This window comes from Aeromonas sp. CU5 (assembly GCF_002586745.1).
GTDB lineage: Bacteria > Pseudomonadota > Gammaproteobacteria > Enterobacterales > Aeromonadaceae > Aeromonas > Aeromonas sobria.
Genome location: NZ_CP023817.1, coordinates 3,953,331 through 3,974,160, shown reverse-complemented (window position 1 = coordinate 3,974,160; position 20,830 = coordinate 3,953,331). Strand labels below are relative to the sequence as shown.

Below are 20,830 nucleotides of genomic sequence, written 5' to 3'. Positions count from 1 at the left end.
AGAAGTATGGCGCAGGGAACGGCGATCTCGCTCACACAGATGTAAACGATTACACTCATTTTGTTAAGTAAAACGGAGTAAAAATGATTAAAAACCAGTAAAACAATAAACAGGCAGGAGATGGCCCCGAACAGGGCCACAACAGGGGGCTATCCGGCCCGAACCGGTGCCACCGAGTGACGATTGATCAGGGTCGGGGTATAGATCCGGCTCTGGGTCGCCTCGCTCTCCCCTGCCGCCAGCTGAATCGCCAGCTTGGCCGCCTGGGCCGCCATCAATTCGATGGGATAGCGCATGGTAGAGAGCTTGGGTCTCAGGTATCTGGCATAGATGATGTCATCGAAGCCCACTACCGAGACCTCTTCCGGCACCCGCAGACCATTATCTGCCAACACCGAGATAACACCGGCTGCCATGGCATCGTTATAGGCCACCACGGCGGTCACTTTGAGCCCCTTGGCCAGCAGGTTGAGCATGGCGCGCTCGCCACCCTCCTCGTTTGGCGTGCCGCTCTCGATAAGCTCCGGATCGGCAGCCAGACCCGCTGCCATCAGCCCGTCCTGATAGCCTTGCAGGCGCAAGGTGGCATCCTCGATGGCATGATCCGAGCTGATAAAGGCGATATGGCGGTGGCCCAAGTCAATAAGATGACGGGTCGCGGTAGCCGCCCCCAGCCGGTTATTGAGGGAGATACAGCGCCCCTTGAGGGCCGGAATATCGCGGTTAATCAGCACCATACCCGGCACCCGATTGGCGTAGTCACAAAGCACCTCGTCACTGAGGGCCTTGCTGTGTACCACCAGCGCCTCGCAGCGCTTGCCGATCAATAGCTCGATCGCTTCGCGCTCCTGACGTGCCTTGTGAAAACCGTTACCCATCAGCAGGTGAAGGTTCTGCTCTACCGCTACCGCAGAGACCCCCTTCACCAGTGCACCAAAGAAGGGATCCGCCACGTCACCCACCACCACTCCCATGGTGTCGCAAGTCTGGCTCACCAGTGCCCGCGCGTTGGCGTTGGGGGTGTAGCCCAGCTCGGCCATGGCTTTCTGCACCACCTCGCGAGAAGCGGCGCTGGCCTTGGGTGAGTTGTTCATCACCCGTGAAACCGTTGCCACTGACACATTGGCCAAACGGGCGACATCCTTGATGGTGCTCATGCTGTTTTCACTCATTTCACAGTGCAATAGAGCTGCATTATAACGAGCAAACCCTTTAAAAACAGTGATGAAGAACATATGTGCAGCCATGGCCATTTCGAAATAAGTGTAATCGTTTACACAAATTTGTAAGCAAGTTCACAGTTTGGTCGCTCCCCCCTCGCTAGACTCCTTCCAGACACTTTTCAGTGGAGAGCAAAATGAACGTTCTGGTCACCGGCGGCTGCGGATATATCGGCAGCCACACCTGTCTGGCCCTGCAAGCGGCAGGCATGAACCCCGTGGTGGTCGATAACCTCGGCAACAGCAAGCGCAGTGTACTGACGCGGATCGCCGCCATCAGCGGTCAGGAGCCCGCATTCTATCAGGGTGATATTCGCGATCCCGCCCTGCTGGATCGGATCTTCGCCGAGCAGCAGATCGATGCAGTGATCCACTTTGCCGCCCTGAAAGCGGTCGGCGAGTCGACCCGCATTCCACTGGATTACTACGAGAATAACCTGAGCGGCACCCTCACCCTGCTGCAGGCGATGAAACGGGCCGGGGTGCACAATCTGGTGTTCAGCTCCTCGGCCACCGTCTATGGCGATCCCGCCAGCCTGCCGATCCGCGAGGATTTCCCCCGCAGCGCCACCAACCCCTACGGACGATCCAAGCTGATCATCGAGGAGATCCTCGAAGATCTGCAATTGGCCGAGCCCCACTGGAGCATGACCCTGCTGCGCTACTTCAATCCGGTCGGCGCCCACGAATCGGGCACCATGGGGGAAGACCCGCAGGGGATCCCCAACAATCTCATGCCATTTTTAACCCAGGTGGCCATTGGCCGTCGCGACTGCCTCTCGGTCTTTGGAAACGATTACCCCACCCCGGACGGCACCGGTGTGCGCGACTACATCCACGTGATGGATCTCGCCGAGGGGCACGTCAAGGCACTGCAACACTGCGCCGGCAAGGGTGGCGTGCACACCTACAACCTGGGCACAGGTCAGGGCCAGAGCGTATTGCAGCTGGTCGCCGCCTTCTCCAATGCCTGCGGCAAGCCGCTACCGTTTCGCATCGAACCGCGCCGCCCGGGCGACATCGCCGCCTGCTGGGCCGATCCGGCCAAGGCAGAGCGCGAGCTGGGCTGGCAGGCGACCCGAGATATCGACGCCATGTGCGCCGACAGCTGGCGCTGGCAATCGGCCAACCCGAATGGTTACGAGGAGTAGGCACTCCTGCTCCCCGTTAATAAACGACTATTTTTTCAATATCTTATTCAGGAGAGATGATGTTCAACCCCGTCGATCATCCCCATCGCCGCTTCAACCCGCTGACCGGTCAGTATGTGCTGGTCTCCCCCCACCGGGCCAAACGCCCCTGGCAGGGACAGGTGGAGAAGGTGAGTCAGGCCCCCAAACAGGCCCACGATCCCGACTGCTTCCTCTGCGCGGGCAACACCCGGGTCACCGGTGACATCAACCCCGACTACAAGGGCACCTTCGTTTTTACCAACGACTTCGCCGCCCTGATGCAGGATACCCCGGCCGCCGACAACGCAGGCGACCCCCTGCTGAAGCTGGAAGCCGCCCGCGGCACCAGCCGGGTCATCTGCTTCTCGCCAAATCACGGCAAGACCCTGCCCGAGCTGCCGCTGCCCGCCATCGAAGGGGTGATCACCACCTGGATCGATCAGGTCACCGAGCTGTCGGCCCAGTGGCAGTGGGTGCAGGTCTTTGAAAACAAAGGGGCCGTCATGGGCTGCTCCAACCCGCACCCCCACGGCCAGATCTGGGGCAGCGACTTCCTGCCCAACGAGATCGCCCGCGAAGAGCAGCACCAGCGCGACTGGCTGGCCGAGCATAGCCGCCCCATGCTGCTCGACTATGTGGAGCGGGAGCTGGCGGATCGCTCGCGCATCGTGGTGGAGACCGAACACTGGCTCGCGGTAGTGCCCTTCTGGGCCGCCTGGCCCTTTGAAACCCTGCTACTGCCCAAGGCGCACGTCCCCTCCATGCTCAACCTGACCAAGGCCCAGCAGCAGGATCTGGCGGTGGCGCTCAAGGAGCTCACCAGCCGTTACGACAATCTGTTCGAGTGCAGCTTCCCCTACTCCATGGGTTGGCACTTTGCACCGCCCAAATCGGATTGCCCTGAGGCATGGCAGTTGCACGCCCACTTCTATCCGCCGCTGCTGCGCTCCGCCACCGTGCGCAAATTCATGGTGGGCTTCGAGATGCTGGCCGAGACCCAGCGTGACCTCACCCCCGAGCAGGCTGCCGAGCGGCTGCGTGCCCTGAGCCCCATTCACTACAACCAGACCAGCCAAACCAATGAGGAGGCCCTATGACCCCCAGCCAACGCGTCAGCACCGTTTTTGCCGAGCAATTTGCCAAAGCGCCCGATCTGCTGGTGCGCGCCCCCGGTCGCGTCAACCTCATCGGTGAACATACCGACTACAACGACGGCTTCGTGCTGCCCTGTGCCATCGACTACGAGACCTGCGTCGCCATCGGCCTGCGCGATGACCAGCTGGTGCAGGTGATCGCTGCCGACTACGACAACCAGCGCGACCAATTCGATCTCGGCCAGCCCATCGAACACCACCCTGACCAGCGCTGGAGCGACTACATCCGCGGCGTGGTGAAATACCTGCAAGCCCGTGGTTATGCCCTGCGCGGCCTTGATCTGGTGGTCTCCGGCAACGTGCCGCAGGGTGCGGGCCTCTCCTCTTCCGCCTCGCTGGAAGTGGCCATCGGTCAGGCCTTTAAAGAGGCACTGGGGCTCGACATCACTCAGGCCGAGATTGCCCTCAACGGCCAGCAGGCGGAGAACAAGTTCGTCGGCTGCAACTGCGGCATCATGGATCAGATGATCTCTGCCAGCGGCAAAACCGATCACGCCCTGCTGCTCGACTGCCGCTCGCTGGAGACCCGCCTCATCCCGATGCCGACGGATCTGGCGGTGCTGATCGTCAACTCCAACATGCGCCGCGGTCTGGTGGACAGCGAATACAACACCCGTCGTCAGCAGTGTGAAACCGCCGCCCGTCACTACGGGGTCAAGGCGCTGCGTGATCTCGATCTGGCCGGACTGGAAGCGGGCAAAGCCGGGCTGGATGAGGCCTGCTACCGCCGCGCCCGCCATGTGGTCGGCGAAAACGCCCGCACCCTGGCGGCGGCCGATGCGCTGGCGAGCCACGATCTGACCCGCCTCGGCGAGCTGATGGTCCAGTCACACGCCGCCATGCGCGACGACTTCGAGATCACAGTGCCCGCCATCGACGGTCTGGTGGAGATCATCAAGGCCAACATCGGCACCGATGGCGGCGTACGGATGACCGGCGGCGGCTTCGGCGGCTGCGTGGTCGCCCTGCTGCGCCCCGACAAGGTGGCCGAAGTAATCGCCGCCGTCGAGGCACACTATCCGGCCATCTCCGGCCGCAAAGCCGACTGCTACGTCTGCCGCGCCAGCGCGGGGGCGGGGGCGGGGGCGGGAAAACTATGAGCCCATTTATGATGCAGGCCGACGGCTACGTCTGCCGGATCGGCAACACCGGTGCAGGCAAGTTATGAGCAGCGCCATGACCCCATTCGAGCTGGAAAACGAGGAGGGGCTGCGCCTGCGCGGCCTCGATTTTGGCGCCACCCTCACCTCCCTCACTCTGCCGGTAGCGGGTCAGCGCCGTGAGGTGCTGCTGGGTTGTGCCGACGACGCCTATCCCACCCAGCAGGTGTGGCTGGGGGCGGTGGCTGGCCGCTTTGCCAACCGCATTGGCGGCGCCGAGCTGATGCGCGATGGCGAGCGCTGGCCGCTGGATGCCAATCAGGCACCCAACTGCCTGCATGGCGGGCAGGCAGGCTTTCATCGTCAGCGCTGGCAGATCAAGGAGCTGGAGGCGGATCGGGTCAAGCTGGCGCTGCTCTCCCGAGCGGGGGATCAGGGCTTTCCCGGCAATCTGCGGGTGACGCTGGAGTACCGACTGGAGCAGAGCGATCTGGTGGTCGATTTTATGGCCAGCACGGATGCGGCGACCCCGGTCAGCCTCACCAGCCACGCCTACTTCAATCTCGATGGGCAAGCCGATGGCGGCGATGTCCGTGACCACCTCATCAGCCTCAATGCCGACCATTTCCTGCCCAGCGACCCGAGCGGTTTGCCGATCGCCATCACTCCGGTGGAGGGGCCATTCGATCTGCGCCGCGAGCGCCTTGTCGGGCAGGATTGGTTGAGCCATCCCCAACAGCAACAGGCCAAGGGGTACGATCATGCCTTTCTGCTCAACGGCCCGACATCAGAATGGGCCGCTCGGGTAGTCTCGGGCGACAAGCAGCTGGCGATGGAGGTCTACACCAACCAGCCCTCGCTGCAGTTCTATACCGGCAACTGGCTGACCAATACCCCGAACCGCAGCGGCCAATCACATCGGGATCACGACGGCTTCTGTCTTGAGGCGCAACAGCTGCCGGACAGCCCCAATCGACCCGAGCTGGGCAACCCCTGGCTGCTGCCGGGCGGGCGTTATCACCACCAGACCCGCTACCGTTTTATCCGCGACTGACTTAAAGGTTTCACGATTTTTACATAGCCTCAGCAGTCACAATCGAGCAAGATAAGCCGCCCCGAATTCTCTGTCGGGGCTTTTTTTGCATCAACGTAGCAAGGATTCTGTTCGATGACTGACACTTATAGCCTGCTGGTCGCCTTTATTCTGGGCGTCGTCGAGGGGCTGACCGAGTTTCTCCCCGTCTCCTCCACCGGCCACATGATTATCGTCGGCCATCTGCTGGGCTTTGAAGGCCCCAAGGCTGCCACCTTCGAAGTGGTGATCCAGCTTGGCTCCATCCTCGCAGTAGTCGCCGTCTTCTGGCGCCGCCTGTTCGGCCTGATTGGCATCCACTTTGGCCAGAAGCCGTCCCAGGATCACGCCACCCTGTCGCTGGTGCATATCATCCTCGGCATGCTGCCCGCCATCGTCATCGGCCTCGCCGTACACAGCTGGATCAAAGCCAACCTGTTTGGCCCGGAGACTGTGATGTACGCACTGGTGGCCGGCGGCATCTTGCTGATCATCGCCGAGAAGTGCCGCCCTGCCGTCACCGCCGAAACCCTGGATGACATCAGCTACAAACAGGCATTCGGTATCGGCCTGTTCCAGTGTCTGGCCCTGTGGCCCGGTTTCTCCCGCTCCGGCGCCACCATCAGTGGTGGCATGCTGATGGGGATCAGCCGTCACGCAGCCGCCGAGTTCTCCTTCCTCATGGCGGTGCCCATGATGGTGGCGGCCAGCGGGCTGGATCTCTACAAGAGCCGCGATTTTCTCTCGATGGCCGACTTCCCGATGTTTGCGGTGGGCTTTATCACCGCCTTCGTGGTGGCAATGTTTGCGATCAAGACCTTCCTGGCCTTGATCCGCCGGATCGACTTTATCCCGTTCGCCATCTACCGCTTTATCGTGGCGTTCGCCGTCTATCTGGTGTTTGTCGCCTGACCGGCAGCCAGCAATGGAATGAAAAAAGGGACCAATCTGGTCCCTTTTTCTATGGCGTCATGGTGCTCAGTAGAGGTGCTGGCTGATACCGTTAAGCAACCGCGACAACCCCTTGGTGAACTGCACCGGCGCATCCTGCACCGTATAGCAGAGGCAGCCGTCCGGCGTGTGCGGACTGTGGGAGTGGCTGGCATCGCGCCAGATAAAATCTCCTGCCTTGTAACGGGTATCCCCATCCTCGATAGTGCCCGCCAGCAGCAGGGTCAGCTCATAACCCTGATGGGTGTGCTCGGGGATACGACCACCGGCCTCGATATGGAGCAGGCTGGCGCGGGCACCCATCTCGTCCAGCGGCAGGCTCTGCTGACGAATGGCCCCGATATGGCGCCACTTGGGCGAACGGTAGCGGGCCAGCACCCGTGGCAAGCGGTAGGCGTGACCGGCCACCTCCAACTCGGTGGGCTGGGCTCGGGGCAGATCGATAACGGGTGCGGCAACCGGTTCGGGCTGCGCCAGAATGCCCGCCAGCATGGCGTCAAATCCGGCATCCAGCGCCGCATCATCGCGAGAGGCCAGCTCGGGCTCTGCTGGCGAGGCAAGATATTGCTGCGCCAGCTCCTCTTCGAATGTCTTCAATCGGGCAGCGCAATCCGGGCAGAGTTCACAGTGGGCGGAGAGCCCCACCGCCAGCGGCAGAGGGAGCTCGTCGGCGGCGAAGGCGCGCAGCATTGGGTCGGTCGGATGGGCTTTAATCATGGCCTTGCTCCACTTGCTCTTTCAGTTTCTGTAACGCCAGCCTGAGGCGGGACTTGATGGTACCGAGCGGCACGCCGAGTCGCTCCGCCAGCTCCTGCTGGGAGAACTCCTGCAGATAGATGCCGCGCACCACCTGCTGTTGTGGCTCCGGCAAGGTGCCCAGATAGTGGGCCATCTGGCGGGTCAGTACCGCATCCTCACCGCCGCTCAGGTGCTCCTCTTCGGCTTGAAACTCCAGCACCGGCCACAGCTCCTCGGCACAGAGATCCTCCTTGCTGGCGCGACGACGGCGCAGCATGTCGAAGCACTGGTTGCGCATCACGGTGTAGATCCAGGTGGTCGGCGCCCCCTTCTCGGGGTGGTAGAGGCGCGCCTTCTGCCACACCAGCAGCAGGGTCTCCTGCACCAGCTCCATGGCGTTGGCCTCGCTGCCGAGATGGCGCAAGCCGTAGCTGCGAATGTGCGGCGCGAAGTGCTGGAACAGGTGGGCAAAGGCCGCCTTGTCGGCGTGCTCTGCCACCCGGATCAACAGGGCTTTCAGGTCGCCATTAGGGTTATCCATCACGGGTGATGTCCTGCGTATGGTCGAGTGTGGTTGGCCAGTATATGCCATTGCGCCATCCCTTTGATGTGCTGTCGAGCGTGCTGTGGTGATGACTATTACGACCTTGCGGCGCTGGCGGATCAGCGGGTCAGAAAAAATCAGTGGCTGGCCACCAGCACCCCCTTGAGCAGGGCCATGGCCGGTTGATTGTCGGCAGCCACCAGCAACAACTGCTTCTGCTCGGGGGGATCGGCAGCACCTCCAGCCAGCGCTGGGCCACCCAGTTGCCATCATCCCAGCGGGGCTCGGTATAAAGAGCAGCATAGTCGGGGTAGTCGGCAAACACCTCCTGCAGCGCCTCGACCAGCGGTTGCTGATCGGGATGAAGCCGCTGTGATGGCCACGCCGTCAGCGGCGTCACCTCGCCGATGCGCAGGCCGTCTGGCTCCTGCCACAGATCATCTATCTGCACCCGTTCCATCCCCTGCACCGTGATCCCCAGCATGCCGTCCGGCAGCTGGTCGAAGTCAATGATGGTGACCCGGGTGGCGATGGGCAACATGTTGCGCAGGGCATCGGGTTGGCGAGGGTCCACCATGCAGAGGGCAAAGCCGGACTCCCCCGCCTCGGCGATCATCCGCTGGTATCTCGGTTCGAAGATCCGCAGCGGCATGATGCCGCCGGGCAGCAGGTGGGCAGAAAGGGGAAACAGCGCCAGTCGCATCGCAAACTCCTCGGTTGGTAACCTCTGTTGATACGCCGGGCCAGAGGGAGGAGATCATTCCCGTCATCGGAAAGGAAAAACCCTTAACAATCAGGGGAAAATAGCCTGGACAAGGCGCTTCGATATGCAGTAGAAATGGATAAGCACCATATTACGGTCAATCTTCCGGATATTGGCGCCAAAAGCAGTGAAATATCCGCCCGACAGCGAGCGGCGGGTCATCCCTATAGTTTTCTCGGGCCGATGCGGGTAAAATTCACGCCCTTATATATCAGTCATTTTTCGACGCGCAACCTTGGTGGTCAGTTATGAAAGAGCATATTCATCATCTACTTGAACAAACGGTAGCCAATCTCAAGTCAGCAGGCATCCTGCCGGCGGACCTGGAAGCCCGCGTGCAAGTAGACCGATGCAAGGAGAAAGCTCACGGCGACCTGGCTACCAACCTGGCCATGCTGCTGGCCAAACCGGCCCGCAAGAACCCGCGTGAGCTGGCCGCTGCCATCATCGAGCATCTGCCTGCCTCCGATCTGATCGCCAAGGTCGAGATCGCCGGCCCCGGCTTTATCAACTTCTTCTTCGACCAGCGCTGGCTGGCCGGTCAGGTCGAGGCCATGGTGACCTCTGCCAACGCCAACGTGAAGTTGCCGACCCCGCAGACCGTGGTGGTGGACTACTCAGCCCCCAACGTGGCCAAAGAGATGGCGGTGCACCACATCCGCTCTACCGTGCTTGGTGACGTAGCCGCTCGTGCGCTGGAGTTCCTCGGCCACAAGGTGGTACGTGCCAACCACATCGGCGACTGGGGCACCCAGTTCGGCATGCTGATCGCCTATCTGGAGAAGATGGCCAACGAGCACGCCAGCGACATGGCGCTCAAGGATCTGGAAGCCTTCTACACCCAGGCCAAGCGTTGCTACGACGAAGACGAAGCCTTCGCCGAGCGTGCCCGTAACTACGTGGTCAAGCTGCAGGGTGGCGATGAGTACTGCCGCACCATGTGGAAGAAGCTGGTCGACATGACCATGGAACAGAACCAGATCAACTACGACCGCCTGAATGTCTCCCTGACCAACAAGGACATCATGGGCGAGTCCATGTACAACGACATGCTGGCGCAAATCGTTGCCGACCTGAAAGCCAAGGGGCTGGCAGTCGAGAGCGAAGGCGCCACCGTGGTCTTCCTGGACGAGTTCAAGAACAAGGATGGCGAGGCCATGGGCGTCATCATCCAGAAGAGCGATGGCGGTTTCCTCTACACCACCACCGACATCGCCTGTGCCAAATACCGTTACGAGACCCTGGGCGCCGACCGTGTCATGTACTTCATCGACTCCCGTCAGCACCAGCACCTGATGCAGGCCTGGACCATCACCCGCAAGGCGGGCTATGTGCCGGAATCCGTCCCGCTTGAGCACCACGCCTTCGGCATGATGCTGGGCAAGGATGGTCGTCCCTACAAGACCCGCTCCGGCGGCACCGTCAAGCTGGTTGACCTGCTCAACGAAGCGGAAGAGCGCGCCGCTGCCCTGCTGGAGAGCCGCAACAGCGACCTCTCTGCCGAAGAGAAGGCTAACGTGGTCAACGCCATCGCCATGGGCGCGGTGAAGTATGCGGATCTCTCCAAGAACCGTACCACCGACTACATCTTCGACTGGGACATGATGCTGTCGTTTGAAGGCAACACCGCCCCTTACCTGCAGTATGCCTACACCCGAATCCAGTCCATCTTCCGCAAGGCCAACATCGATGCCAACACGCTGACCGGCAACGTGACCCTGAACGAGGAGGCCGAAGAGGTGCTGGCCCAGAAGCTGATCCAGTTCTCCGATGCGGTCAACGGCGTGGCAGACAAAGGCATGCCGCACCTGCTCTGTACCTACCTGTACGAGTTGTCCGGCAACTTCATGACCTTCTATGAAGCCTGCCCGATCAACAAGGATGGCGTGGACGAAGCAAGCCGTCAGAGCCGTCTGCTGCTGTGCGCCGCCACCGCCAAAGTGCTCAAGCTGGGCCTCGGCGTACTGGGTATCCATACCCTGGAGCGCATGTAATAGATGGCAACCCGGGATTATGTCGGCAGCCGCCCGCGACGTCGGGCGGGTGGCCGCAATACCAAGAAAGCGGCCCCTCGCCGCTTTCCTGTTATTCCAATCCTGCTGGTCGCAGCACTGCTGGCAGGCTTTGGCGGCTTCCTTTACATGATCAATGGCAAGGGCAACGACGCCCCCACCATTGAAGAGCAGGTAAAGGCCAACAAGCCAAAAGCGCAGAATAACGGGCTGCCACAGGAGAAGTGGAGCTATATCGAGCGGCTGGAGAACAAGCAGGTCGATATCATAGAGCCGCCCACCCAGCCGGGTGTGCTGCCACCACCACCGGCAGAGACCCTGACCCTGCAGCCGAGCAAACTGCCGCAACCGGTGCCGACCGACATCCCCCAGCCTGGTACCCCGATTGGCCAACCCAAGCCTTATCTGCCCAATCCGGCGACCACCCCCTCCACCTCGGGTGCACCGGTTGCCAGCGCGCAAGAGCAGGCGATCGACCGCAAAGCCGAACGGGAGCGGATGGAGCGGGAGATCCGCGCCGAGCTGGAACGGGAGCGCGCCGCTGCCGCCAAAGCCCAGCCCGCCAGTGCCCCGGCACAACCGGCCGCGACCGACAATGGCCGCTATATGATGCAGTGCGCCGCCTTGCGCTCGCAGGATTCTGCAGAGTCGCTCAAGGCACGCATCGCCTTTGGCGCTGGTCTTTCCTCCAGCCTGCAGGTGATCAATGGCGCCAACGGCACCGTCTACAAGGTGATGGTCGGCCCCTTCAACGGCAAGGCTGCCGTCGATGCGGCCAACCGCAAGCTGCAGAGCTCTGGCATCAGCGGCTGTATTCCCAAGAAAGGGTAATCCGCTTACCGATGACACAGGGCCGGGTGGCAACATCCGGCCCTGTTCTTTTGGGGCCGCTCGCCACCCCGGCATCCCGTCACAACGTTTATCCCGATAAAAGGCAGGGTTGAAAAGCCGCTTTGCCATCCCCATCTTTCTTGCCATGCACAGTCAGGCCGTCATTCGGCTCAAGCGAGGTAAGTAAAGTGACTACCATAGTTTCAGTTCGCCGCAACGGTCAGGTCGTCATCGGTGGCGATGGCCAAGTCTCTCTTGGCAACACCGTCATGAAGGGCAACGCCCGCAAGGTTCATCGTCTCTATAACGGCAAGGTGCTGGCCGGTTTCGCTGGCGGTACCGCCGACGCCTTCACCCTGCTTGAGCGTTTCGAAGCAAAACTGCAGGCCCATCAGGGTAATCTGGAGCGCGCCGCCGTGGCGCTGGCCAAAGATTGGCGCACCGATCGCGCCCTGCGCCGCCTCGAGGCGCTGTTGGCCGTGGCCGACGAACACAAATCTTTCATCATCACCGGCAACGGTGACGTGGTGCAGCCGGAGCACGATCTCATCGCCATCGGCAGCGGCGGCAACTTCGCCCAATCCGCCGCCATCGCCCTGCTGGAAAACACCGAGCTGGATGCCAGGAGCATCGTCGAGAAGTCGCTCAAGATCGCCGGTGATATCTGCGTCTTCACCAATGGCAACCACACCATTGAAGTGCTGGATTATTTAGCTAAATAAGTCGGCCAAATAACGGCGCGAGCCAACGACCACATTCTTCAAGGGGTGGGCCCTGCCCGCCCCGGATACAGGAACCCTATCATGTCCGAGATGACTCCAAGAGAAATCGTCCACGAGCTGGATCGTCACATCATTGGCCAGGCCGATGCCAAGCGTGCCGTCGCTGTTGCCCTGCGTAACCGCTGGCGCCGGATGCAACTCGATGAAGAGATGCGCCATGAAGTGACCCCGAAAAACATCCTGATGATCGGCCCGACCGGGGTCGGCAAGACCGAGATCGCCCGCCGTCTGGCCAAGCTGGCCAACGCCCCCTTCATCAAGGTGGAAGCGACCAAGTTCACCGAAGTGGGCTATGTCGGCAAGGAAGTGGACAGCATCATCCGCGATCTGACCGATGTCGCCATCAAGCTGGTGCGCGAGACCGAGATGGAGAAGATGAAATTCCGTGCCGAGGAAGCCGCCGAAGAGCGCATCCTCGACGCCCTGCTGCCCAACCCGCGCAATACCTGGGGTGAGGAGGAGAAAGCCGACAACTCCAACACTCGCCAGATCTTCCGCAAGAAACTGCGGGAAGGTCAGCTGGCTGACAAAGAGATTGAGCTGGAGCTCTCCGCCAGCCCGATGGGGGTCGAAATTATGACCCCGCCGGGGATGGAAGAGATGGCCAACCAGCTGCAGGGGCTGTTCCAGAACCTCGGCCAGAGCCAGAAGAAAAAGCAGAAGATCAAGGTCAAAGAGGCCATGAAGGCGCTGATCGAAGAGGAAGCGGCCAAGCTGGTTAACCCGGAAGAGCTGAAGCAAAAAGCGATCGCCGCCGTCGAGAACAACGGCATCGTGTTCCTCGACGAGATCGACAAGGTCTGCAAGCGGGGCGAAAGCTCAGGCCCTGACGTCTCCCGTGAAGGGGTACAGCGCGACCTGCTGCCGCTGGTCGAAGGTTGCACCGTCAACACCAAACACGGCATGGTCAAGACCGACCACATTCTGTTTATCGCCTCCGGCGCCTTCCAGATCGCCAAGCCGTCAGATTTGATCCCCGAACTGCAGGGTCGTCTGCCGATCCGGGTCGAGCTGACAGCGCTGACCACCAATGATTTCGAGCGGATCCTGACCGAGCCGAACGCCTCCCTGACCGCCCAGAGCAAGGCGTTGATGGGCACCGAAGGGGTCAATATCGAGTTCACCAAAGAGGGCATCCGCCGACTGGCTGAAGCGGCCTGGCAGGTCAACGAGCGCACCGAAAACATCGGTGCCCGCCGCCTGCACACCGTGATGGAGCGGCTGATGGAAGACATCTCTTATGATGCCTCCGAGCAATCTGGTGCGACCTTCGTCATCGACACCGACTACGTCAACGCCCACCTCGGCGCCTTGATCGAAGACGAAGACCTGAGCCGCTACATCCTGTAAACCTGCTCAACACCCCGCTGGTCGAACGCCTCCCTTGTGGAGGCGTTTTTTTTCATCTCCCCCCATCCCACTCCCTTCTTTAACTACCCCGAAAACCTGCCAGATCCACTGCACCACTGGTCTACCTACTTAGATATAACTATTAATCTCAAGGGATTACCTCTGACGAGATATATAAATAGACACTTGATTTGCATCAATTGCCCGCCCCAGCCGACTGGGTAGCCTAGCCCCAGAATGATGTTTTATTACTCCAAACTAGAGGCAATCATGAGCAAAGTCAGACTGGTCGTTGTGGGCAACGGCATGGTGGGGCACCGCTTCATCGAAGAGCTGATCGAGCGGGCCGACCCGGGCCGCTACGAGATCACCGTCTTCGGTGCAGAACCCCGTCCCGCCTACGATCGCGTCCATCTCTCCTCCTACTTCTCCCATCACACCAGCGAAGATCTCTCCCTCGTCAAACCCGGTTTCTACGACAAGCACGGCGTCCGCCTGCTGCTCGGCGAAGCGGTGAAAACAATCGACAGGGCCAACCGCGAAGTGTACTCCAACAAGGGCACCGTGGTCGGATATGACAAGCTGGTGCTGGCCACCGGTTCCTACCCCTGGGTGCCCTCCATTGCGGGCAGCCAGCACCACGAGTGCTTCGTCTATCGCACCATCGAGGATCTGAAAGCCATCCGCAGCGCCGCCAGGAGCGGCAAGAGCGGGGTGGTGATCGGGGGCGGCCTGCTTGGCCTCGAAGCCGCCGGTGCCCTCAAGGCGCTGGGCCTCGAGACCCACGTGGTGGAGTTTGCTCCGGTGCTGATGGCCGAGCAGCTCGACGGTCAGGGCGGCCAGCTGCTGCGCCGCAAGATCGAATCCATGGGCGTGCAGGTGCACACCAGCAAGAGCACCAGCGAGATCCTGATGCATGGCGGTGAACAGGCGAAACACCGCCTCGCCTTTGCCGACGGCAGCCAGCTGGAAGTGGACGTGGTGGTCTTCTCCACCGGCATCCGCCCTCAAGACACATTGGGCCGCTACGGCGATCTCGCCATCGCCGAGCGCGGCGGCATCGTCATCGACGATCACTGCCTCACCTCTGATCCCGATATCTACGCCATCGGTGAGTGCGCCGCCTGGCAGGGCCGCTTCTTCGGGCTGGTGGCGCCCGGTTACAAGATGGCCCAGATCACCGTCGACCATCTGCTCGGCGGCGACAGCCGCTTCGAGGGGGCGGACATGAGCGCCAAGCTCAAGCTGCTCGGCGTCTCCGTCGGCTCCATCGGTGATGCCCACGGCCGCACCCCGGGCAGCCACAGCTATGTGTTCCAGGACGATCAGGCAGGCGTTTACAAGAAGATCGTGGTGAGCGAAGACAACAGCCGCCTGCTCGGCGCCGTGCTGGTGGGTGACGTGGAAGATTACGGCAACCTGCTGCAGATGATGCTCAATGCCCTGCCGCTGCCGAGCCACCCGGACACCCTGATCCTGCCCGCCTACGCCGGTGCCAAGCCGACGCTGGGGGTGGATGCCCTGCCGGAGAGCGCCCAGATCTGCTCCTGCTTCGACGTCTCCAAGGGGGACATCGCCAAGGCGGTGGCCGAGGGTCACACCACCCTGGCCGCCATCAAGCAGCACACCAAGGCCGGTACCGGCTGCGGCGGCTGCGTGCCGCTCATCAGTCAGGTGCTCAACGCCGAACTGGTGAAGCAGGGCATCGAGGTCAACAACCACCTCTGCGCCCACTTCCCCCACTCCCGTCAGGAGCTGTTCCATCTGGTCAAGGTGGAGGGGATCAAGAGCTTCGACGAACTGCTGGCCAAGCACGGTCAGGGCTATGGCTGCGAGGTGTGCAAACCGACCGTCGGCTCCATCCTCGCCTCCTGCTGGAACGAGCATGTGCTGAGTCCGCGCAACACCCCGCTGCAGGACACCAACGACATCTTCCTCGGCAACATGCAGAAGGACGGTAGCTACTCCGTCATCCCGCGCATGGCCGGTGGCGAAGTGACCCCGGAAGGGCTGCTGGCGGTGGCTGAAGTGGCCCGCGACTACCAGCTCTACACCAAGATCACCGGCGCCCAGCGCATCGGCCTGTTCGGGGCCCAGAAGGATGATCTGCCCGCCATCTGGCGCAAGCTGCTGGCAGCCGGTTTCGAGACCGGTCAGGCCTACGCCAAGGCGCTGCGCATGGCCAAGACCTGCGTCGGCAGCACCTGGTGCCGCTTCGGCGTGCAGGACAGCGTCGGCCTCGGGGTCTTCCTCGAGAACCGCTACAAGGGCATTCGCACCCCGCACAAGATGAAGTTCGGCGTCTCCGGCTGTACCCGCGAATGTGCGGAAGCACAGGGCAAAGATGTCGGCATCATCGCTACCGACGCGGGCTGGAACCTCTATGTGGGCGGCAACGGCGGCATGAAGCCGCGCCACGCCGACCTGCTGGCCTCCGATCTCGACCGCGAAACCCTCATCAAGCTGATCGACCGTTTCATGATGTTCTACGTCACCAGCGCCGACAAACTGCAGCGCACCTCGGTCTGGCTCGGCAATCTGGAAGGGGGCGTCGACTACCTGCGCGAGGTGATCGTCGACGACAAGCTGGGGCTGGCCGACACGCTCGAGCGCGATATCCAGACCCTCATCGACAGCTACGAGTGCGAATGGTCGCGCACCCTCAACGAAGAGGAAGCGCTCAAGCGCTTCAGCCACTTCATCAACAGCGACAAGCGCGATCCGGACGTTCAGTTCGTTGCCGAGCGCGACCAGCACAGACCCGCCACTCCGGCCGAGCGCATCCCCGTCTACCAGATCGAGGTGGAGACCAAATGATGAAACTTGCCTGCCAATTCAACGACACCCTGCTGGGCTGCATGGACGTTTGCGCTCTGCTCGATAGCCAGTTCATCCCACTCGAGGTGGAGATTAAGCGATGAAATTAGCCTGCCAACTCAACGACATCCTGCCGGGAACCGGTGTCTGCGCTCTGATCGAGGGGCGCCAGATCGCCCTGTTTCGCCCGAGCGCGGCCGCCGAGGTGTTCGCCATCGACAACCGGGATCCCTTCTTCGCCGCCAACGTGCTGTCGCGGGGCCTGATCTGCGAACACGACGGCGAACTCTGGGTCGCCAGCCCGCTCAAGAAGCAGCGCTTTCGCCTGAGCGATGGCCACTGCGTCGACAATCCTGCGATGTCAGTTCAAAGCTATCCCGTTGAAGTGCGCGACCAGCAGGTCTGGGTCGCCGTCTAAAGCCGATTTCACTCTCTTTCGGGCTGCCAGAGGGCAGCCCTTTCAAGGACTCACAAGATGTACACGGAAACCATTAACAAGTGCGCCGCCAATGCGGCCCGCATCAACCGCTTCGAGCGCAGCGACAAGCTCGGCTTCTGGCTCAGCTCCGCCATGGCGGGGGCCTATGTGGGCCTCGGCATCATCCTCATCTTCACCCTCGGCAATCTGGTTGATCCCGCCATCCGGCCGCTGGTGATGGGGGCCACCTTTGGTATCGCCCTGACCCTGGTGATCATCGCCGGCTCCGAGCTCTACACCGGCCACACCATGTTCCTCACCTTCGGGGTGAAAAGCGGCAAGATAACCATGGCCGACCTGCTGCGCATCCTGCCGCAGACCTGGGCGGGCAACCTGATTGGCTCCATCGTGGTGGCGCTCATCTACTCCTACGGTGGCAGCCTGCTGCCGGATGCGGGCAGCCTGGCTCACAAGGTGGCGCTGGCCAAGACTCAGGCACCGGCCCTGACCCTGTTTATGAAGGGGATCCTCTGCAACTGGCTGGTCTGCCTCGCCATCTGGATGGCGCTGCGCACCGAAGGGGCCGCCCGCTTCATCGCCATCTGGTGGTGCCTGCTGGCCTTTATCGCCTCCGGCTACGAGCACTCCATCGCCAACATGACCCTGTTTGCCCTCTCCTGGTTTGGAGCCCATTCCGATGCCTACACCCTGGGCGGCATCGGCCACAACCTGCTGTGGGTGACCCTGGGCAACACCGTCTCCGGCGTCCTCTTTATGGGCCTCGGTTACTGGTATGCCACCCCGAAAGCTGAGCGCCCGGTGGCAGTGACCGACACCACCAGCACCGCCAGCCAGACCCAAACCGCCTGATCCGGAGGCCCCATGGACTACTTGCCCATCTTTTGCCGACTCGACAACAAACCCGTGCTGCTGGTCGGCGGCGGCGAAGTGGCAGAGCGCAAGGCGCGCCTGCTGCTGGATGCCGGTGCCCGCCTCACCGTCGTAGCGCCCGAACTCGACCCCGAGCTGGCGGAACTGGCTGCCAACGGAAGCATCGAGTGGCTAGCCGGTGAATTTGCACCAGCGCAACTGGCGGGCAAGTGGCTGGTGGTGGCCGCCACCGATCGGCGTGAGGTGAATGCGCTGGTCTACCAGAGCGCCAACCAGGCGCGGATCTTTGCCAACGTGGTGGATGACCCGAAACGCTCCAGCTTCATCATGCCGTCGATCATCGACCGCTCGCCGCTGATGGTGGCCATCTCCTCCGGCGGCAAGGCCCCGGTGCTGGCCCGGCTGCTGCGGGAAAAACTCGAAGCCCTGCTGCCGCAACATCTGGGGGCCGTGGCGACCTTTGCCGGCAGCCTGCGGGATCGGGTCAAGGCCCGCTTCGCCACCATGGGAGAGCGGCGCCGCTTCTGGGAGCGGCTGCTCGGGGCTGACCGGCTCGGGCAGGCGCTGGCGCGGGGCGATAGCGCCTCTGCCCACCAGCTGGCCGACAACCTGTTTGCCGACGAAAGCCACACCGCTGGCGAAGTGGTGCTGGTGGGAGCAGGCCCCGGCGATCCGGGTCTGCTCACCCTGCACGCCCTGCGCCAGATGCAGCAGGCGGACGTGGTGGTCTATGACCGGCTGGTCTCTGACGAGGTGATGGCACTGGTGCGCCGGGATGCCAAACGCATCTTCGTCGGCAAGCAGGCGGGCAACCACTGCGTGCCGCAGGAGGGGATCAACCAGCTCTTGCTGGAGGAAGCGAAGAAGGGGCAACGGGTGGTGCGGCTGAAAGGGGGCGACCCCTTTATCTTCGGCCGTGGCGGCGAGGAGCTGGAGACGCTGGTTGGTACTGGCATCGGTTTTCAGGTGGTGCCGGGGATCACCGCAGCCAGTGGCTGCGCCGCCTACGCTGGCATTCCGCTGACCCACCGCGATCACGCCCAGAGCGTGCGCTTCGTCACCGCCCACGGCAAGGGTGGCGCCCGGGATCTCGACTGGCCGCTGCTGGCCAAAGACAAACAGACACTGGTGTTCTATATGGGGCTCTCATCTTGCGCCACCATCCGCGAACAGCTGCTGGCTCACGGCAAGCAGGGCAATACCCCGGTAGCGTTGATCGAGCGCGGCACCCAACCCTGTCAGCGGGTCATTCGCGGCACCCTCGATGAGCTGCCCACGCTGGCGGTGGGGGTCGAAAGCCCCGCGCTGATCATGGTGGGCTCGGTGGTGACTTTGGCCGACCAGCTCGCCTGGTTTGGCGAGGCGCCACAGCTTCAGCGAGCCCTCGCCTGAGGGATTCTCGGCAAACGATCATGAGGCCACCAGCAGGTGGCCTCACTTTTACCTCCCTCTTCTCCTATCACGGTCATAACCAGCTGTTTTAAGTCTGGTATCCTATGGGCATTGCGCCCTTGGCCACTCTTTCAGGAATTCATCCATGTCTCTTCCCATCAAGAACAGCGCCCGGCAGCGCGCGGAAGACAGATCCCGCATCCTTAGCCTGCTACTGACTGACGACGCCCTCACCGATAGCTTGCTCGACCCGCAGGTCGAACAAGATGCCGAGCAGCGGGACCAGACCAGCGAATTGAGCGGGCTGGCCAACAACTTGCCGGCAGCCGACGTCGCCGATGCGCTGGAGTCACTGCCGCCCGATGAGCGCCATGCCCTGTGGGCACTGGTGGATGAGGCACGCCGTGGCCAGATATTGGTAGAAGCATCCGAAACCGTCTGGGACAGCCTGATCAGCGGCATGAGTGACAAGGAGCTGCTGCACGCCCTGCGCACTCTGGATATCGATGACCAGATCTATCTCGGCCAATACCTGCCGCGCAACCTGATGGGACGGCTGCTCACCTACATGGCCCCCGCAGAACGGGATCAGGTACGGGAGGTGATCCGCTACGGTAAACATACCGTTGGCGCCATGATGGACTTCGAGATCATCACCATCCGCCCCGAGGTGAGTCTGGCCACGGTGCAGCGCTATCTGCGACTTCGTCGCAAGATCCCCGCCAACACTGACAAGCTGTTCGTCATCGACCGCCGCAACCACCTGCTGGGGGAGCTGCCCCTGACCACTGTGCTGCTCAACAAGCCCGCCACTCTGGTCAAGGAGGTCATGACGCAAGATCCGGTCACCTTTGATCCGGAAGACAACGACGAAGCAGCCGCCCGCACCTTCGAGCGGGATGACCTGCTCTCTGCCGCCGTGGTGGATGGCAAGGGCAAGCTGATGGGCCGTATCACTGTCGAAGAGGTGGTCGATCTGGTCTATGAAGAGAGCGATACCGACCTGCGCCGGATGGGGGGTATCAGCGAGGATGAAGACGTGTTCGCCCCGGTTGGCAAGGCGGTCAAAACCCGCTGGGCCTGGCTGGCCCTGAACCTCTGCACCGCGTTTGTTGCCTCGCGGGTGATCGGCATGTTCGAGCACACCATTTCGCAGCTGGTAGCATTGGCGGCCCTGATGCCCATCGTCGCCGGGATCGGCGGTAACACCGGCAACCAGACCATCACCATGATAGTGCGAGCGCTGGCACTGCAGCACATTCAGGCGGGCAACCTCTCTTTCCTGTTAGTGCGCGAGCTGGGGGTGGCCCTGATTAACGGTCTGGTGTGGGGTGGCATTATGGGACTCGTGACTTTCTTGCTGTATCAGGACCCTGCACTCGGGGGCGTCATGACCCTGGCCATGGTACTCAACCTGCTGGTGGCGGCCCTGATGGGGGTTATCATCCCCATGACCATGACCCGCCTTGGCCGCGACCCGGCGGTAGGGGCCAGCGTGATGATCACCGCCATCACCGACACCGGCGGCTTCTTTATCTTCCTCGGGCTGGCGACCCTGTTCCTGCTGTAACAAGCCACCTCTCCATCATAAAAAAACAGGCCCACCGAAGTGGGCCTGCTGCT

Annotated in this window: 17 protein-coding genes and 1 pseudogene; 14 read left to right on the top strand and 4 right to left on the bottom strand. The window is 62.0% G+C overall.

All coding sequences use genetic code 11. The features are described 5' to 3' along the window. Positions 1-149: 149 nt before the first annotated feature. Entirely contained in the window at positions 150-1,157 is a 1,008-nt protein-coding gene (locus tag CK911_RS17885) for a substrate-binding domain-containing protein (RefSeq protein WP_098971652.1), read from the bottom strand. Positions 1,158-1,357: 200 nt separating this feature from the next. Between CK911_RS17885 and galE the strand changes: the two genes are divergently transcribed. The 5 genes from galE to bacA all read left to right on the top strand — a co-directional run bounded on the left by galE (position 1,358) and on the right by bacA (position 6,630). Further along, complete coding sequence (gene galE / locus CK911_RS17880) at positions 1,358-2,371, top strand: UDP-glucose 4-epimerase GalE (RefSeq protein WP_098971650.1); 1,014 nt, start codon at positions 1,358-1,360, stop codon at positions 2,369-2,371. Positions 2,372-2,430: 59 nt separating this feature from the next. Then, the gene (locus tag CK911_RS17875; protein WP_098971648.1) at positions 2,431-3,489 is read left to right on the top strand and encodes a UDP-glucose--hexose-1-phosphate uridylyltransferase; all 1,059 of its coding nucleotides are present in this window, start codon (positions 2,431-2,433) and stop codon (positions 3,487-3,489) included. After that, the gene (gene galK, locus CK911_RS17870) at positions 3,486-4,646 is read left to right on the top strand and encodes a galactokinase (protein WP_098971646.1); all 1,161 of its coding nucleotides are present in this window, start codon (positions 3,486-3,488) and stop codon (positions 4,644-4,646) included. Before CK911_RS17875 ends, galK begins: the two co-directional genes overlap by 4 nt. 64 nt (positions 4,647-4,710) lie before the next feature. Further along, the gene (gene galM, locus CK911_RS17865; RefSeq protein ID WP_172954050.1) at positions 4,711-5,700 is read left to right on the top strand and encodes a galactose-1-epimerase; all 990 of its coding nucleotides are present in this window, start codon (positions 4,711-4,713) and stop codon (positions 5,698-5,700) included. Between the two features lie 114 nt (positions 5,701-5,814). Further along, the gene (gene bacA / locus CK911_RS17860) at positions 5,815-6,630 is read left to right on the top strand and encodes an undecaprenyl-diphosphate phosphatase (RefSeq protein WP_068978148.1); all 816 of its coding nucleotides are present in this window, start codon (positions 5,815-5,817) and stop codon (positions 6,628-6,630) included. 66 nt (positions 6,631-6,696) lie between these two features. On the opposite strand, the gene CK911_RS17855 is transcribed toward bacA, so the two are convergent. The 3 genes and pseudogenes from CK911_RS17855 to CK911_RS17845 form a co-directional block, all read right to left on the bottom strand. Continuing rightward, positions 6,697-7,386, bottom strand: a complete 690-nt coding sequence (locus CK911_RS17855; RefSeq protein ID WP_098971642.1) for a ChrR family anti-sigma-E factor — start codon at positions 7,384-7,386, stop codon at positions 6,697-6,699. Then, on the bottom strand, positions 7,379-7,948 hold the full coding sequence (locus tag CK911_RS17850) for a sigma-70 family RNA polymerase sigma factor (protein WP_172954109.1): 570 nt from the start codon (positions 7,946-7,948) through the stop codon (positions 7,379-7,381). The genes CK911_RS17855 and CK911_RS17850 overlap by 8 nt, the downstream gene beginning before the upstream one ends. A gap of 140 nt (positions 7,949-8,088) precedes the next feature. Beyond that, a pseudogene (locus CK911_RS17845) lies at positions 8,089-8,654 on the bottom strand (LON peptidase substrate-binding domain-containing protein). 308 nt (positions 8,655-8,962) lie between these two features. Here CK911_RS17845 and argS point away from each other — a divergent pair. From argS to mgtE, 9 genes are all read left to right on the top strand, one after another. Next, positions 8,963-10,708 (top strand): arginine--tRNA ligase, encoded by a 1,746-nt coding sequence (argS, locus tag CK911_RS17840; RefSeq protein ID WP_098971637.1) that lies wholly within the window; start codon positions 8,963-8,965, stop codon positions 10,706-10,708. A 3-nt stretch (positions 10,709-10,711) separates the two neighbouring features. After that, positions 10,712-11,557, top strand: a complete 846-nt coding sequence (locus CK911_RS17835) for an SPOR domain-containing protein (protein ID WP_098971635.1) — start codon at positions 10,712-10,714, stop codon at positions 11,555-11,557. A 188-nt stretch (positions 11,558-11,745) separates the two neighbouring features. Further along, entirely contained in the window at positions 11,746-12,279 is a 534-nt protein-coding gene (gene hslV / locus CK911_RS17830; protein WP_098971633.1) for an ATP-dependent protease subunit HslV, read from the top strand. 81 nt (positions 12,280-12,360) lie between these two features. Further along, the gene (gene hslU / locus CK911_RS17825) at positions 12,361-13,689 is read left to right on the top strand and encodes an HslU--HslV peptidase ATPase subunit (RefSeq protein WP_042018389.1); all 1,329 of its coding nucleotides are present in this window, start codon (positions 12,361-12,363) and stop codon (positions 13,687-13,689) included. A gap of 270 nt (positions 13,690-13,959) precedes the next feature. Then, the gene (nirB, locus tag CK911_RS17820) at positions 13,960-16,506 is read left to right on the top strand and encodes a nitrite reductase large subunit NirB (protein ID WP_172954049.1); all 2,547 of its coding nucleotides are present in this window, start codon (positions 13,960-13,962) and stop codon (positions 16,504-16,506) included. Positions 16,507-16,606: 100 nt separating this feature from the next. Continuing rightward, positions 16,607-16,924 (top strand): nitrite reductase small subunit NirD, encoded by a 318-nt coding sequence (gene nirD / locus CK911_RS17815; RefSeq protein WP_098971629.1) that lies wholly within the window; start codon positions 16,607-16,609, stop codon positions 16,922-16,924. Between the two features lie 57 nt (positions 16,925-16,981). Then, positions 16,982-17,794: a nitrite transporter NirC gene (gene nirC / locus CK911_RS17810; protein ID WP_098971627.1), complete on the top strand. Its 813-nt coding sequence runs from the start codon at positions 16,982-16,984 to the stop codon at positions 17,792-17,794. A gap of 12 nt (positions 17,795-17,806) precedes the next feature. Beyond that, positions 17,807-19,207: a siroheme synthase CysG gene (gene cysG / locus CK911_RS17805; protein WP_098971624.1), complete on the top strand. Its 1,401-nt coding sequence runs from the start codon at positions 17,807-17,809 to the stop codon at positions 19,205-19,207. Positions 19,208-19,352: 145 nt separating this feature from the next. Then, positions 19,353-20,777 carry a magnesium transporter gene (gene mgtE, locus CK911_RS17800; protein ID WP_042018400.1) on the top strand — a complete coding sequence of 475 codons (1,425 nt, stop codon included), beginning with the start codon at positions 19,353-19,355 and terminating at the stop codon, positions 20,775-20,777. Positions 20,778-20,830: the final 53 nt, after the last annotated feature.